The sequence below is a fragment of the Chryseobacterium sp. SIMBA_029 genome (assembly GCF_046535275.1).
In the GTDB taxonomy this organism is placed as follows: Bacteria; Bacteroidota; Bacteroidia; order Flavobacteriales; family Weeksellaceae; genus Chryseobacterium.
The window spans coordinates 87,874-102,973 of record NZ_JAWRXA010000009.1 but is presented as its reverse complement, the minus strand read 5'-3'; the positions used below and the strand labels follow the sequence as shown (position 1 = coordinate 102,973).

Genomic DNA, 15,100 nt, shown 5'->3' with positions numbered 1-15,100 from the left:
TCTTTGCGCCAATATAATTATGACAAAACAAAGAGCACATATCAATGTAAACCTATGCGAAAGCCCTTCAATAGAAGGATTATTCGGATATGATGAACTGATGTGTAATGAGGCGAAATGTGCTGACTTTGGAAATTATTTACGTTAAACTTGTAAAAATTTAATCAAAATACTGCAAAACGCCTCGACTACCGGGGCGTTTTTTGTGTTTTTAGGGCAGAAATTATTTAGAATGAAAAAAAATAACCATAAAAGTGAAAATTTATTAATCAACAATGAATATTTAATACAATAAATAAGAGTGATAAGTAACCCAATGAGAGACAGTCATTTAGGTAATTAAAGTATCTGCAATACATTGCGGACAGGAATTTCTATCTCTAAATTTTACGTGTAAAATACTGATAATCAGTGATTTGAATTTTAAATTTATTTGCGAGATCAAAAAAATCATATTTACTTTGCAACCGAAAATTGAAAGCAACAGGTTTTCAGGATTCAAAAACAATTTAACAAGAAATATAATGAAACAATTACATAACATATCTAATCAGTTTTCAAGTGTATACGGGATTCATCCGCAAGGACTGGTATGTCTTCTTGATCGTGAATTTATGAATAAAAGGTGCTTATATACGTGGGTCAGTTAATGATCTGATACGTCAAAATATATACAGCACTTCCCAAAAAGAGGTGCTTTTTTTATGGTTTCTTTAGCTTATTTGGTAAAGCGCCGGTCTGTGGCACCGGAGAACAGGGTTCGATCCCCGGAGATACCCAAAGTAAAGGTTCTGTAACTCAGCCGGATAGAGCGTTGGTTTTCTAAACCGAAGGGTAGAGGTTCGAATCCTCTCAGGATCACAAAAGGTTCAGCAAAAATTTGGCTCCGACTGTCTCTCGGAAAAAAATGGGAAACTGAACCTGAAAAGACTGGAAAGATAACGGAGGTTGTTTACCCGCCTTGGACGCGGGAGGTCGCAAGTTCGAATCTTGCTTTCCTGACAAACGGTACAAAAAGTGAATGGTGAATTTTGTTTCACAAGTGAATTTTTATAATGATCAGCAAACAAAATTGATCATTCACCACTCACAAATGATCAATGATTTCGTAGCTCAATAGGTTAGAGTTTCGGTCCGATACGCCGGAGGTTGAAGGTTCGAGCCCTTCCGAAATTACAAAAAAGATTTTGTAGCTCAATGGTAGAGCGCTGGTCTGTTAAACCAGAAGTTGAAAGTTCGAGCCTTTCCAAAATCGCACATAATGATGTTAATTGTTTCAGGGAGAAAAGTACAAGTTTGTCGAGCGTAGAAGTTCTTATATCAAACAAAAAAAAATTAAGACAAGCTTTTTCTTTCTCCAAAAATTGAAGGAATAAATATCAGATATTAAAAATAAGATTGTAAAGTCTGATATCTGAAATCCAGAATCTGATGTCTAATAAAACAACCTGATGGTTCGCCGAAGTGGAAGAGTCGGGGCGGTCTGCAAAACCGCTGCATACGCTGAGTGGGTTTGAATCCCATAGCCATCTCAAATAACTAAGATGAGATTAGTTCCGGAGAAAAGTACAAGTTTGTCGAGCATAGAAGTTCTTATATCAAACTAAAAAAAATAAGACAAGCTTTTTCTTTCTCTAAAAGACATAAGATTTTAAGATCTGATATCTGAAATCTAGAATCTGATGTCTAAATCAAAAAAAGGAAGTGCGCCGGAGTTGGAGAGCCGGGGCAGACTGTAACTCTGCTGCTTCATTGCTGAGTAGGTTCGAATCCTACCACTTCCACGAAAATCAACTGATAATGTAATGTCAGCATGCAGGAAATATACTCTTGTTGTTTAGGTTCAATTCCTAATCAGTTGATTATAATGCTCTATTCGTCTAACGGTCAGGACGCCTGCCTTTCGAGCAGAAAACAAGGGTTCGATTCCCTTATAGAGTACGAAAAAGTGAATGGTGAATTTTACAATGGTAAATAACCATTCACACAAAAAATAAGGAAAGAGAAAAGTTTGTCAAGCGCAGAAGATCTTTACAAACACTAGCAGACATAGTTTATTTATAGACAGACTTTCTCAAACCTTACATGATAAGTGAGCATAGCGTATGTTGAAATGCTAATTATTCAATACACCTGCGGGAATGGCGGAACTGGCAGACGCACTTGATTTAGGATCAAGGTATTGGGGGTTCGACTCCCCCTTCCCGTACTCATAATGAATAGGTTATCAATTAATCAATCATTATCAACCCGGATTAGTGGTGTAGAAGGTCTGCACATTTGTCTGAAAAACAAGAGGTAACCGTTCAATTCGGTTCTGATCCACACAGAATGAATCATCATACATAGTATACTGATCATTCAGACTTTATCCTGATTCATAGTGTAATTGGATAGCACACAAGACTTTGACTCTTGTTGTTCAGGTTCAAGTCCTGATGAATCAACAAAATAAATCAAAAGATCATAGCGGGCTAGTGAAAGCTGAACAATCAGTAAAATAGACCTCCGGTCAAATGAATAAGAAATATGACGTACAAAATAGAAACGTAGAATTTTAAAAAATTTTAAAAAATGGAAACGCAAGAAGAAATCTGGCAGAATATGGACGGAAAATTTTTCCGTCAACCTATCACACAGTTGGTAGAAGAAGCTATTATTCGTGAATTAGCTAATGGGCACAAGCTTACAGTATGTGTGGGATCAGACTCTCATGTATATGGTGAGGCCATTAATTATGCAACGGCAGTAGTGTTTATTCGGGAGGGGAAAGGAGCGTTTACCTTTATCAGAAAAGAGAGAGCAATACAAACGATCAGTATTAAAGAACGTATGCTGAATGAAGTGAATAAATCTGTTGAAATTGCCTATGCTATCGGATCAGTACTGGAAATGTACAACGTAGAAATGGAAGTACATGCAGATATCAATACCGATCCTGAATTCAAGTCCAATGTCGCATTAAAAGATGCGATGGGATACATTATGGGAATGGGCTATATATTTAAAGCCAAACCGTATGCTTTTGCAAGCTCCAATTGTGCCGATATGATGGTATAATGAAAATATAATAAGCGATGGAAATAACAAAAAGGCTTTTATTTCTGGATGATATAAGATATCCACATGAAGTATATCGTTATACAAAACAGGATATTTTTCTTAGAAATGACTGGCATATTGTACGGAATTATGAGGAGTTTGTCACACGAATTACAGAGAAAGGACTTCCAAAGTGGATTTCTTTTGATCATGATCTTGCAGATGAACATTATCTGAAGCCGGATTCTTTAGACTACACTGAAAAAACAGGCTATGAATGTGCAAAATGGCTCATAGAATATTGCCTGGAGAATCATGTAGACCTTCCGGAATTCTACTGTCACTCAATGAATCCTGTCGGAAAAGAGAATATTCTCCGTCTGTTGGAAAATTTTAAACTAAAAAACGAATAAAAAATGATTTTCAAAACATATAACTCAATAGAAAATGCTTACCAGGCCCGGGTGATCGATCAGATCAGAATACAGGGTTTCGGTGATGAGGTTTTCATTGTACAGGAGAAAGTTCATGGCGCTAATTTCTCTTTCTTTACCGATGGAAAGGAAATTAAGATCGCCAAAAGAACAGATTTTATCAGGGAAGATGAAAAATTTTACAATGCCCATCATATATTGGAGCAATACCGTGAAAAAGTAATCGGTTTGTTCCGAAAAGTGAAAGCCATTTTTCCAGAAACTGAAACCGTAGTCATTTACGGTGAATTGTTTGGCGGAGGTTACAAACATCAAGATATAGAACCTGTAAAAGGTGCTGTGAAAGTTCAGAAAGGAGTTGAATATGCACCTCAAAATGAATTCTATGCTTTCGATATTAAATTGAATGGGATAACGTACTTGGATACAGATATTTCCAATGAAATTTTTCAGGAAACAGGATTTTTCTATGCTAAAATTATATTCCAGGGAACTTTGGAAGAAGCGTTACGATTTCCTAATGCATTCGAATCTAAAATTCCGGGTTGGTTAGGCCTTCCTGAAATAGAAGATAATATGTGTGAAGGAACTATTGTTAAAACGTTGAAAACAAAGTATTTTGGAAATGGTGCAAGAGTAATTCTTAAAAACAAGAATGAAAAATGGACGGAAAAATCTAAGATGGTCAGAAAAGACAGAACTGCTCAAAAGGAAATGCATTTTTCTGAAACCGCTCATGAAATTTGGAATGAAATTCAGCAGTATGCAACCACCAACAGATTGCATGCCGTAACCAGCAAGATTGGTGAATTTGAGCCTAAAATAATGGGTAAGGTGATTGGGCTTTTTGCACAGGATATCTTAGAGGCTTTTGAAAAAGATTTCCCTAATGTTTTCAGTACCATAGAAAAAGAAGAGCAGAAGAGGATCAACAAAAAGTTGAATACTTTGGCGATCACTTGCATTAAAGAAGAGTTTATGACTCTAAAAGTTGAGTTTCGGTAATCCATTACCGAAACTTTTTTATATTTAAAAACTAAAAACCATGTTACAAGCAACAATAAAAAGTCTTCCCAATGAAGACATCAGCATACTCATAAAAGTTCCCAACTCCGGTACCATGTACCTGTGTGATTGCGGCGAAGCCAGTTTATTAACGGTTAAAGAAGCACAGTCGATATCTGCGCTATTCATCAGCCATACCCATATTGATCATTTTTCAAACTTTGACGGAATTTTTAGACATCAGATCGGAATCGGAGAAAAAGTAGTCATTTGCGGACCTGAAAATATTCAGCAGCAGGTTCAGTCAAGGCTAAAATCTTACACCTGGAATCTGGTTGATGAAAATGCCATAGAATATGAAATCCGGGAAATCATTTCTCCCAAAGAAATTAAGGTGTACACGATTAAGCCTCCTCTTTGGAATCTTACGTTTGTGAAAAACCAAGATGTTCTCTATGAAGATCAGTTTCTTGATGTTGAATGTACAGTTCTTGACCATAAAACCGATTCTATTGCCTATCTGTTTAAGGAAAAAGACAGTATTACCTTTAAAGAAGATGCTTCCTCATTCAAAAAAGGAAAATGGATCGGAGCACTGAAAGCAGCTTTTGAAGAAAATGATGCAGACCAAAACATAGAGATAGAAGGAATTAATCATAAAGCCGGAGATTTGTTTCATCTGTTGTTACGGACGGAAGGGTATAAACTTGGAGTGATTATGGACCATGCTTCCCACGAAGAAAATTACACTAAAATCAGAACTGTTTTTAAAGAAGCCGATCTGGTCTATATCGAAACATTTTACAAAGATACAGACAAGGAATTTGCGAAAATCAATTACCATAGTTTTGCCTCTGCATCAGGAAAAATCATGCAAGAATCTAACGTGAAAGAAGCGGTGCCGATTCACTTTTCAAGAAGATATACAGAAGCTGATATTGCAGAAATTGAAACGGCTTTTTATGAGGCATTTCGCAGTGGAGAGGTGTAAGTAATTAAATTTTAACCACAAAAGTCACAAAAGATTTAGACACTTTAAAACACATGAGAAGTTAAAAATGGTGTGTATAAATTTCACATAAGAGATAATTAAAGATTTTCTGATGTGTCTTAATAATAAAAGTGTATAAAAATATCTACACAGCTTTTGTGGTTTAATACAATCAAACAAATTAAAAAAAATGAAACCAAATATATTTTTTACGGCCGATCATCATTTCGGCCACCCCAATATTATAAAATTTTCCGAACGGCCTTTTGAATCGGTGGAACAGATGAATGAAGAAATGATCCGAAGATGGAATGATAAAATTGGTGTTAATGACACCGTCTATCATCTGGGTGATATCAGTCTGGGAAAACCGGATTTTACCAAAGAAGTGCTGGACCGGTTGAATGGCAATATCTATTTGATCAAAGGAAATCATGAAGGAGCTGCGCTTACCCATACCAAAAGGTTTGAATGGATCAGAGACTATCATGAATTGAGAGTTGAAGAACCCGATAACAGTAACGGAAAACAGAAGATCATTCTTTTTCATTACGCCATGCGTACCTGGAACGGATCACATCGGGGAACCTGGCAGTTGTACGGCCATTCTCACGGAACACTTCCGGATGATGAAATGAGCCTGAGCTTTGATGTCGGGGTAGACTGTCACGATTTCTGTCCTATTTCTTACGAAGAAGTAAAAGACATTATGAAAAAGAAAAAGTGGACGCCGCCTTTTGCACCAAGAAACAATGAAGACTAAGATGGAAACGACCAATGAAATATTAATTGTCGATCTGGAAGCAACATGCTGGGAAAACGACAGAATTCCTGTCGGACAAAAAGTTGATATCATAGAGATAGGAATCTGCGAATTGAATCTGACCACAAAAATCATTTCCAAAAAGCAGAGTATTTATGTCATTCCCGAAAGATCTGAAATCAACAGTTTTTGTACAAAACTAACCGGAATTACTCCACAACTGATCGAAGAACAGGGAATATATTTTGACGAAGCCTGTGAAAAAATTCAGGATGAATATCAATCTGCAACCCTTACCTGGGCAGGATTTGGAAATTTTGATAAAGAGCAGATCTTCGAGCAATGCGATTGGCTGGGCATCGAAATCCCTTTCTCCTATGATTATGTAAATGTAATGGAAGAATTCAGAAGCCATTTCAAACTTCAGAAAATGATCGGATTGAAAAGGGCACTGGAGTATCTCAAAATGGATTTCGAAGGAAATCACCACAGTGGGGCAGATGATGCCTACAATACCGCCAAGATTGTAAGAACACTATTGGGGTAAATTTTAAATTAAGCACTAAACAAATGAAAACAACAGATACTATATTAATTATAGACCTCGAAGCGACATGCTGGGATGGCAGGCCGCCGCGAGGTCAGGAAAGTGAGATCATCGAGATCGGGGTCTGCATGATGGAGGTAAAAACCGGTAAGATTTCTCAAAATGAAGGGATTTTAGTAAAACCACAATATTCAAGCGTAAGTCCGTTCTGTACAGAACTTACTTCTATAACTCAGAAAATGCTGGATGAAGAAGGAATCCTTCTTGAAGATGCATTGGATATTTTACGTGCCGAATATGATTCCGAAGAGCTTACATGGGCGAGCTATGGCAATTATGACCTGAATATGCTGCAGAGCCAGAGCCGCAGATTCAATGTGGATTATCCATTGGGTGATCAACATATCAATGTGAAAACATTATTCGGTGAGCTGCATCCAGCCATCAGAAAAAGTGTCGGCATGAGCAGGGCATTAGGTGAACTCAATATCCCATTGGAAGGGACTCACCACAGAGGGGTGGATGACGCCAAAAATATTGCAAAAATCCTTTACTGGTGCCTGCAAAACAGCTAAACACAGCATGTGAATTTATAAAAGCTCTCTTGAAAAAGGGAGCTTTTTTGCTGAGCATAATTCTTCCTGTCTTAAGCGAAAAACTACACTGAAATATAAATAGCATCACTTTAATTCCAATAAGTAATCACATAACTGAAGGTAATCCTTACCTTTGCTTATCTACATAAAAAAATAAGCATGCAGGCTCAATAATGGGTCCATGCGATACATAATAAGGTAGATCATAAATGAAAATAGAAATCCTGTTTTCAATAATTCCCTGCAGCAGAAATAATTTCAGAAAGAAAAAGCGATCCATTCCAGAAAGCTTCCTGCTGCCCACCATAAGAATATCATGAAGTATGACGAAGGGAAGAGACGGTGATAGCTATGGATGAAACCCATAAATCTATAGGTTCAGATCATTCTGAACATACTGATTTTTATATTTACACTACAATGAAAAAAGAAATACGATATACAAAAAGAGATAAAAAAACACCTCTTGATGAAACACAGCTTCATGAGAACATTATCTACCTTAAACATATATATACCGGTGACAGCTTAGAAAAGACAGAACATTACCATAAGGGTGTGGTCTACTGTATTTCTCTTTATTTTGCTGATGAAAAGATAACTGATGAAGAAATTCTATTCGAAAATATTTTTCTCAAGAAGGTCAATATTATAAGAGAAAAACAACTCGGAACCTGTAAGCTGGCTCATGAAAGATGCTACAATAAATTACTGCTTGAAAAAGATTTTTTTAGAGTAGAAGATGCTCAGGGACGCGTCATTTCAATGTATCATCACAGCAAAGAAGAATATCACAATCAAAAAACCTTGTATTCGGATTCCAATGAAAAACTGAATTTTTATTATTTTGACACTGGAATTCCTTTGCTTAAAAAAGCGGAAATAGAAAAACAGCTGCAGGAATTTTCGGTATTGCATCAATTGGAAGTTTCAAGCCCGTATTACCTGAATTTTTTCCCTTTTACGCCATCGGGCTATACCCCGGAAATAGAAACCTGCACATACTTTTCCGGTTTTGGAGAAGAAAGAGAAATTACATTACAGCAGGCTTTTTTTGAAAACAATTTCATTAAAAAAATCTATAATGAAGGAATTTTAAAGTGCATTGAGCATTTTGAGAAATTTAAAATTTCCGCCATCAGTTATTTTATTGAGGAAGGTGAATCTGTTGTTCTGACTGAGCTATATACTGAGCTTCATTATGTAAAAGAGAAAAAAAATGGCTTTACAAAATGGAAGATCGAGCAGTACAGGAATGGTGTTTTAAATGAAACACTCATTAAAGTTATGGACCTGTTGGGGAAATGCATTTACCTGAAATCTATGGATCAGCGTGGAAATATAGAATCCTGTACAAAATATGCATACTATTATGATGCTAAATATTCACCTCTGGACAGGTTTACCTATGATTCAAAGGGGCGGCTAACATCAGAATCTATTCATGAAGAAGATGGCTGGCATGGGACAGATCATACAGTTGAAGAACTTAAAGATTCAGGATTCTTTGATTCCGAGTATGGAAAATTCTTTCTCACTGCATCACCCGAGATCCCGGAACTTTCAAATCCAGTTATTTCCTACCAATCGGTGTACAAAAATCATCTGGATGAAATCATCACCAAATCTGAAACAGAAAATCTTTACGAATATTCGGTAGAAAGCTTCGAAAACGGAAAGCTGGTCAAAAGAATAAACGCTAAGGCCGTTTCTAAAGAAGATTTTAAAGACAAACATTACATTGAATATATAGAAAGCTATCATGATGAAGTAAAGGAAATTACAGATCTTGCCCATTTTACAGACGGGAGAAATAAAATTTATTACAATAAAAGAAAGCAGAACAACTATATCGTATACGATTTTATCATACGAAATGATGATACCTGGAGTATCGTTAAATTTACGGGCACAGCTGTTTATGACAATTACTACAGACTGGTAAGCAGTGTAACCTATGATGTCGCTTCTGATAATCTTGTTTCCGGAACCAAGATATTTTACCCGCATATATCTCCACTATTTGGCTCGGATGGGATCACCGTCAACTTTAATAACAGGGGAGAAGCAGTAAGTTATACAGAAAGGAGTCTTGGAAGGCCACGTTTTTTTTCAAGGGAGTTATTTGAAAAAGAGTATTTCTTCAATGTAAGCCCTGTTAATAACGAATACTACAGAAATATAAAGGATCTTATTCCCGGGAAAGAGGCATTTCCTTTTTTTGATTTTAAACTGGAAAAAGTACAGTACGCTCAGGAAGGATCACATCTGCAGACCGTAGAACTTCTCACCCATCATTCCAGACTGAAGGTTGCTTTTCTGGGAACTTATAATATGTACTATTTTTTGGGGTCTGATGAAAAACTGGAGACTTATACCAATACACTTCACAAAGAATATTCAAATGTTTTTTTCTATAACATTGAAAAAAAGAAGGGAATTATTGAAGCTGACTGCTTTTATCCCATGGGGATTGATGCGCACTTTACCATCGATGTGGAAACAAGAGCAATATACTGTGACATCATAACCCCTAAAGATGAAGTACGGTTTGGATTATTTAAAACAACCGAATTCTCGGATCATTACAGCTTTTGGCACGGAGAAGAACGATTGTGGACTATTGATTTTGAGTCGGAAATTTTAATTGAATTATTGTTAAAAACGTAAATTCTTTATCGAATACGTAAAACCTTATCCATCAAAGTTTTAATGTTTTGTTAAAAACTCACTTTTGTGGGATATGTAAATTGATTTTTGTTATTTTAGTTGCCAAGAATCAATTTATGCTCATTGAAGACGAATTTAAAGCGATTTACTTAAACTATAAGATCAAGGAAATTATTCTTTTTCTGGAAAAGCTGACCCCCAAAGAAAAAGAAAAAATTATCGTTATCTTAAAAAACTCCCTGAAAAAAGACTGGGGACATAATACCGTTTCCATGTTGGCTGCTCTAGCCTGTAGCAAAAATAAAGGTACCATTGAGCATCGCAAAGTATTGAAGTTTTCTTTAAATGCAGTTAATCTTACCTTCTCAAGAGATTGTAGCAGAGTTTTTTTTGAATTGCTTACCTATCTCATTCCCACAATCCGGAAAATTCGGATACTGGTGTTGAGAGAGAAAAAGAAAACTATTCCCGAAGTTGAAAAAAAGCATAAATGGGATGCTGTACTTCCGAATGAATGGAAGGAGCTTGAGCTTCCATTCCAGAAAATACACTATTTATTTTTATCTGCGGGGCTTTTTAGTAAAGATAAAACCTTTTCTGGTACGGCTTTTGAAGCCCTTATCAATAGGGCAGTTGTAGCTGATTTCGACCTCTCCGTATTAGGATTACTGATCGGAGAAAAGATCAATTTTGGACTAGCTCAGATTAAAAAAATAACAGATGGACTTTCTACCTGTATTAATCTGAGTCCGGAACATCACCAAGCTTTTGAAAAACTAATAATTTCTATTCTTACAGCCATTAAAAATCCGGTTTTTAACCTGAAAAAATTGCTGGAGCTTTATTATGAATTAATGAGGCTGAATCATTCTGTGCCTAATGAAGCACTGATTGAGAAACTGAAAGAATGGAAAAAAGAAAATAACCTGAAAAAAATTATTCATCAAATTAAAGACTAATGAAAGAGAGACTTTATGAGATCCTTAGTGAGGAAAAAACACATGAGATTATTCCCTTTTTAAAAACACTGAAAGCAAAAGATAAAAAAGAACTTGTTCCGGCGATCAAGAAAATGGATAGAGAGATCAGTAAAATAGTGATGACTAAGAACTCTTACCATACCAGCGGATCTGCCGAACAACATTCCATCATTGATATTGCCTCGTTTGTCTGTATGGACAGGAAGCATTACGGAAAAGATTACTGGAGCCTTTTCAGGAATATGGAACAAACCAATGAAATTTTGGAATGGGGCTGTCCTGCCTGGTTTTCTGATTTCATCAATGAATCAGTAGATGCTGAATACACCGCTTTCAACTACCAGCATATTATAGAATGGTCTGCTAAAGGATATATTCAACCTTCCCCCGAACTTTTAGGGAGCCATTTAAGCGATCATCCCCGCGATTTAGAAAAATATCCAGAAACGTTAAAGATGCATTTCTGGCATCTGTGTGAATTTCCATCCAGATCCCTGCCGTTTTATAAAGAATGGCTTCCTTTAATTCAGAAACTCATTAACGAAGAAAAAATAGAAAGAAAAAGATTCTTGAAAGAATGCCTGCTGGCTTCCAACAGAAATTTCAATAAGAATGTTACAGGATGGTTTATGGATGCTTTTACCGCATTAAAACCTTCAGACGAAGAACTGATAGAACTGCAGGATGAGCTCTTTGCCGGCCTTCCTTCTGTACAGTCCAAAGCAGTCAATACCATTCTGGCCCATCTGAAAAAGATTGTTTCAAGTGCTGACTTTAAGAGTGAGGAATTTTCAAACTTTCTCCCGAATTTATTAAGCTCCGAAGTTAAAGCCACGCTAATGGCAAGTTTGATCCTGACAGAAAAACTGCTGCATAAAGAAGAAACGGATACCGAAAATTTAGGAATGGCTCTAAGTGCTGCATTTGTGAGTAAAGATGAAAGTATCCAACTGAGGACGGCAAAAATCATTCAAAAATATATTCCTGCTTCTGATGGAGTAAAGGTGGCTATTTCTCATTATTCTGAAAATATGCTGGCCAATGCCAGATTGATCCTGGAAGATTATTTGAGCAACGAAGATCATGAACTTGAGGAAGTATCTGTTGAAAGAAGAGAATTGATTCATCAGGAAAGTAAAGTTCAGGAACCTCAGAACTTTGAAGACCTTATGTTTTTCCTGCCACAGGCTATTGATCAATCAGGAACGTATTATTACGATCTTGCATTGTCGGGATTAGTCCGTTTTGCGGGGGATGTAGATTCAGGATCGGTGAAATTAATGGAACCTGTTTTTCAGAAAGCATGTAAAACCATTGCCAAATGGGAAGTAGCTCCTTACAGTATTATTCTTTGCAATATGATTATCAATTATGGATTGATGCTCATAGAAAAATTCCCTTATGAACTGAGAAATCTTGATAAAATCTATAGAAAGATCTTTGATGAAGAAAGTACAAGAGAACAGTACAAACATTACGATAAAAAAATAGGTCCCATTGAAGGAATTTCTTTCGGAAGTTTTACAATGAGCCCGTATAAAAAAATAGCCGTAGATGTTTTTGATAAAATTAAGAAGGGAAATACGATTCCACTTTTATCAACAGTAACCCATGAACCTTGCTGGATCAGCCCTGCTGCATTGGTAGAAAGATTTGAAATATACGAGAACGAAAACATAGTACCTAATGATTATGATGTGCAACTGGCATTACAGCGTTGTGCGTTGGATAATACTGATGAAGCACTGAAGCAAGCCGAAGAAAAGCTAAAAGGAGAATATAAAGAACTGCTGGTTTTCTTTTTTAATAAGAAAAATACCCCGAAAGGACCGTTTACACATCCTTCATGGTGGATGACAGCAGGAATTACGCGCTCCCCTGAGACGGTTTTTGAAGAATTTAAAGATTTTGGATATACTACAATACCTAAGGAATTCTTCACAGGTAACTACAATTGGATCACCACAGATAATAAAAAGAATTCTTACTATCCGGTTGAATTAAGCATTACGATTCCCAAATACCATTTTGAGAAAAGAGAACATCCGCTCTTTTTAGAATATTGTATTGCAGAACAAAAAGACTCTTCCGATATTCCTGCATTACTATGGAGTTTCCCCAATACTCCTGCTCATGTAATTGCTAAAATTATTAAAATAGGACTGTTTTATTCAGGGCTGTCTGAAGTATATGAAAGAGGACTTACCTTAAGAACGGCACAGGCTCTTCATCAGATAAAAACCCCTTTGGATAGTATGGGATATCTGTTTTTGGGTACTACTTTACTGGATGGTGATAAAACGATTCGGAACACGGCTTGTGAGATCTGGCTGGAACATGTTTCCCTCCAGATGATCGATAATATCAGACTTGGGGAAGTAATAGGGTTGCATGAAAAATTAGAATGGGCACCTGTGAAGCGGTTTACAGATCTGATCCAAAATAATATGCTGAATGTAAGCAGAAACCACAACCTTGCGTTAGAAGTAATGATTTCCAGCATATTGCTGCAGATGGAAGCACCTATTACCAATCTGAAAAAGCTTTTGGAAATTTATCACGAAATCCTTGCATTGAATCAATCTGAAATACATAAAGGATTAGAGGGTAAATTCGACAGCTGGAAAGAAAATTCAACCTTAAAGAAAGTCTGTAGTCTTTTATTAAAATAGTTACCATGGAAGATACACTCATTTATACCTATTCAAAACCTTCGTCTTTGACTAAAAAAAATTCTTCAGAGGAACTTTTTTTATCCAAGTACAGCGAAATCCAAAAAAATACAGATGCACCTTGTTTCTTCTGGGGAAATGTGGGGCAGCCTTTTATCGTGGCCCGATGCTTGATTACGCTTTCCAATATCGTTAAATCCAGTTTTAACTTGTCACCGTTTCAGATGTCGCTTCTTAAAGATCCGATTGTCACTGCGGGGAATGAAAGATTGCGTTTTGAAGGATTTTCTCACTGTGCAGGCGTTTATGCCCGGGTAGACATTCTTCCGGATGCATTGGACGGGGAATTTCTTGACAACGGAACAACCAACGTAGATTTCAATCAGCCGATGATTACGGCGCTGGGAAGCATTCGTCAGAATGAGAAAATAATGCTTTCCGTGGGTGAAAAGGAAGTAGGACTGTACCAGGAAGATCATAAAACAATCGAAAGAAAAGTACCATTGCCTGTAAAATGGATCAAAGGATTGGGTAACGTTCAAGTGTATCTTTCAGAATCAGAAAAGCGACACACATTCAATAAAATCCAGACCCAGCAGCTGTTCAGAGGAATACCCAAAGGACCCGTAAAAACAGATTATTACCTTATTATAAGAGGAAATAAACCCATGTTTTCTCCTGTAAAATCAAATGATGCCGTTTGCATCGGGGGATTAAACCGTTTGCGCCTGTTGGAGCCCTTACTTCCTTATATTGATGAAATGAAAGTATTTCCTCACCCTAATATGCAGTCGACAACCTGGCAGCTGTATATGGGAAATGTCCGTTTCAGTTTTTCGTTATCCAGAGAAAACTGGCGTGGGTTTTCAGGAGAAGGAGCAGTACTGGACAGCCTCATTGATGATGTTTCTGATGAATGGACCGAAGCATTGAACCAATACGCCTATGCCAATCAATCTTTTAATACAGCCGCTTTGGTGCTGGAAGAAAAAATGAGCATTACAAATCCTGAAAGTCTTACAGGGAGACTTGCTGCTATGGGATTATTAGGATATGACCTTGACGATAGAGAATTTTTCTACCGCAGGCTGCCTTTCAAACCTGACCGGATTTCCGGATTGAATCCAAGAATGAAAAATGCAGAAAAGCTGATTGAAGAAGGAAAAGTAGTCATTTTACATGATCAGTATGACAGAACAGAAGCCAGAGTAGAAGGCACTGGTGTACATCATACGGTAATCCTGGACCATGAAAAAGAAAGATGTACCTGCGAATGGTATAGCAAATACCAGGGAGAACGCGGTCCGTGCAAGCATGTCTTAGCCGTGAAGAAAATGATGAACTTAGAAAGTAAATGATACTTTACTATTTAGAAAAAGGACCAATCTGTTATCAGGTTG

At 36.8% G+C, this 15,100-nt stretch carries 12 protein-coding genes and 11 tRNA genes; all 23 read left to right on the top strand.

The genetic code is table 11. The features are described 5' to 3' along the window. Positions 1 to 19 precede the first annotated feature (19 nt). The 23 genes from SB679_RS16940 to SB679_RS16830 all read left to right on the top strand — a co-directional run bounded on the left by SB679_RS16940 (position 20) and on the right by SB679_RS16830 (position 15,058). Positions 20 to 148 (top strand): penicillin-binding protein, encoded by a 129-nt coding sequence (locus tag SB679_RS16940; RefSeq protein ID WP_317742192.1) that lies wholly within the window; start codon positions 20 to 22, stop codon positions 146 to 148. 564 nt (positions 149 to 712) lie between these two features. Next, a tRNA-His gene (locus tag SB679_RS16935) sits at positions 713 to 780 on the top strand. A gap of 7 nt (positions 781 to 787) precedes the next feature. Then, positions 788 to 861 (top strand) — tRNA-Arg (locus tag SB679_RS16930). A 71-nt stretch (positions 862 to 932) separates the two neighbouring features. Beyond that, positions 933 to 1,000 (top strand) — tRNA-Pro (locus tag SB679_RS16925). A 102-nt stretch (positions 1,001 to 1,102) separates the two neighbouring features. Continuing rightward, positions 1,103 to 1,176: transfer RNA gene (locus SB679_RS16920), tRNA-Ile, on the top strand. A 7-nt stretch (positions 1,177 to 1,183) separates the two neighbouring features. Further along, a tRNA-Asn gene (locus tag SB679_RS16915) sits at positions 1,184 to 1,255 on the top strand. A gap of 195 nt (positions 1,256 to 1,450) precedes the next feature. Next, positions 1,451 to 1,532 (top strand) — tRNA-Cys (locus tag SB679_RS16910). Positions 1,533 to 1,700: 168 nt separating this feature from the next. Next, positions 1,701 to 1,784, top strand: a tRNA-Tyr gene (locus SB679_RS16905). Between the two features lie 85 nt (positions 1,785 to 1,869). Next, positions 1,870 to 1,941 (top strand) — tRNA-Glu (locus SB679_RS16900). 194 nt (positions 1,942 to 2,135) lie between these two features. Further along, positions 2,136 to 2,209: transfer RNA gene (locus SB679_RS16895), tRNA-Leu, on the top strand. Between the two features lie 43 nt (positions 2,210 to 2,252). Continuing rightward, positions 2,253 to 2,325 (top strand) — tRNA-Phe (locus SB679_RS16890). A 49-nt stretch (positions 2,326 to 2,374) separates the two neighbouring features. Beyond that, a tRNA-Gln gene (locus tag SB679_RS16885) sits at positions 2,375 to 2,447 on the top strand. 127 nt (positions 2,448 to 2,574) lie between these two features. Beyond that, positions 2,575 to 3,060, top strand: a complete 486-nt coding sequence (locus SB679_RS16880; protein WP_410703452.1) for a ribonuclease H-like YkuK family protein — start codon at positions 2,575 to 2,577, stop codon at positions 3,058 to 3,060. Positions 3,061 to 3,077: 17 nt separating this feature from the next. Further along, positions 3,078 to 3,455 carry a cyclic-phosphate processing receiver domain-containing protein gene (locus SB679_RS16875; RefSeq protein ID WP_410703451.1) on the top strand — a complete coding sequence of 126 codons (378 nt, stop codon included), beginning with the start codon at positions 3,078 to 3,080 and terminating at the stop codon, positions 3,453 to 3,455. A 3-nt stretch (positions 3,456 to 3,458) separates the two neighbouring features. Further along, the gene (locus SB679_RS16870; protein WP_410703450.1) at positions 3,459 to 4,481 is read left to right on the top strand and encodes an RNA ligase, Rnl2 family; all 1,023 of its coding nucleotides are present in this window, start codon (positions 3,459 to 3,461) and stop codon (positions 4,479 to 4,481) included. A 40-nt stretch (positions 4,482 to 4,521) separates the two neighbouring features. Beyond that, entirely contained in the window at positions 4,522 to 5,472 is a 951-nt protein-coding gene (locus SB679_RS16865; RefSeq protein WP_410703448.1) for a peptidase, read from the top strand. Between the two features lie 190 nt (positions 5,473 to 5,662). After that, on the top strand, positions 5,663 to 6,235 hold the full coding sequence (locus SB679_RS16860; protein WP_410703447.1) for a metallophosphoesterase: 573 nt from the start codon (positions 5,663 to 5,665) through the stop codon (positions 6,233 to 6,235). Further along, positions 6,225 to 6,782 (top strand): exonuclease domain-containing protein, encoded by a 558-nt coding sequence (locus SB679_RS16855; protein ID WP_410703446.1) that lies wholly within the window; start codon positions 6,225 to 6,227, stop codon positions 6,780 to 6,782. The genes SB679_RS16860 and SB679_RS16855 overlap by 11 nt, the downstream gene beginning before the upstream one ends. Before the next feature lie 23 nt (positions 6,783 to 6,805). Beyond that, positions 6,806 to 7,357: an exonuclease domain-containing protein gene (locus tag SB679_RS16850; RefSeq protein WP_410703445.1), complete on the top strand. Its 552-nt coding sequence runs from the start codon at positions 6,806 to 6,808 to the stop codon at positions 7,355 to 7,357. Between the two features lie 441 nt (positions 7,358 to 7,798). Continuing rightward, positions 7,799 to 10,048 carry a hypothetical protein gene (locus SB679_RS16845; protein WP_410703444.1) on the top strand — a complete coding sequence of 750 codons (2,250 nt, stop codon included), beginning with the start codon at positions 7,799 to 7,801 and terminating at the stop codon, positions 10,046 to 10,048. A 116-nt stretch (positions 10,049 to 10,164) separates the two neighbouring features. Then, positions 10,165 to 11,007, top strand: a complete 843-nt coding sequence (locus SB679_RS16840; RefSeq protein WP_410703443.1) for a DUF6493 family protein — start codon at positions 10,165 to 10,167, stop codon at positions 11,005 to 11,007. Beyond that, on the top strand, positions 11,007 to 13,700 hold the full coding sequence (locus SB679_RS16835; protein WP_410703442.1) for a DUF6493 family protein: 2,694 nt from the start codon (positions 11,007 to 11,009) through the stop codon (positions 13,698 to 13,700). Before SB679_RS16840 ends, SB679_RS16835 begins: the two co-directional genes overlap by 1 nt. Before the next feature lie 5 nt (positions 13,701 to 13,705). Next, complete coding sequence (locus tag SB679_RS16830) at positions 13,706 to 15,058, top strand: SWIM zinc finger family protein (protein WP_410703441.1); 1,353 nt, start codon at positions 13,706 to 13,708, stop codon at positions 15,056 to 15,058. Positions 15,059 to 15,100 lie beyond the last annotated feature (42 nt).

Bases quoted from the DNA above. Each gene is read 5' to 3' on its own strand.
- SB679_RS16940 (WP_317742192.1), top strand. From the start codon at position 20: ATGACAAAACAAAGAGCACATATCAATGTAAACCTATGCGAAAGCCCT.
- SB679_RS16880 (WP_410703452.1), top strand. From the start codon at position 2,575: ATGGAAACGCAAGAAGAAATCTGGCAGAATATGGACGGAAAATTTTTC.
- SB679_RS16875 (WP_410703451.1), top strand. From the start codon at position 3,078: ATGGAAATAACAAAAAGGCTTTTATTTCTGGATGATATAAGATATCCA.
- SB679_RS16870 (WP_410703450.1), top strand. From the start codon at position 3,459: ATGATTTTCAAAACATATAACTCAATAGAAAATGCTTACCAGGCCCGG.
- SB679_RS16865 (WP_410703448.1), top strand. From the start codon at position 4,522: ATGTTACAAGCAACAATAAAAAGTCTTCCCAATGAAGACATCAGCATA.
- SB679_RS16860 (WP_410703447.1), top strand. From the start codon at position 5,663: ATGAAACCAAATATATTTTTTACGGCCGATCATCATTTCGGCCACCCC.
- SB679_RS16855 (WP_410703446.1), top strand. From the start codon at position 6,225: ATGAAGACTAAGATGGAAACGACCAATGAAATATTAATTGTCGATCTG.
- SB679_RS16850 (WP_410703445.1), top strand. From the start codon at position 6,806: ATGAAAACAACAGATACTATATTAATTATAGACCTCGAAGCGACATGC.
- SB679_RS16845 (WP_410703444.1), top strand. From the start codon at position 7,799: ATGAAAAAAGAAATACGATATACAAAAAGAGATAAAAAAACACCTCTT.
- SB679_RS16840 (WP_410703443.1), top strand. From the start codon at position 10,165: ATGCTCATTGAAGACGAATTTAAAGCGATTTACTTAAACTATAAGATC.
- SB679_RS16835 (WP_410703442.1), top strand. From the start codon at position 11,007: ATGAAAGAGAGACTTTATGAGATCCTTAGTGAGGAAAAAACACATGAG.
- SB679_RS16830 (WP_410703441.1), top strand. From the start codon at position 13,706: ATGGAAGATACACTCATTTATACCTATTCAAAACCTTCGTCTTTGACT.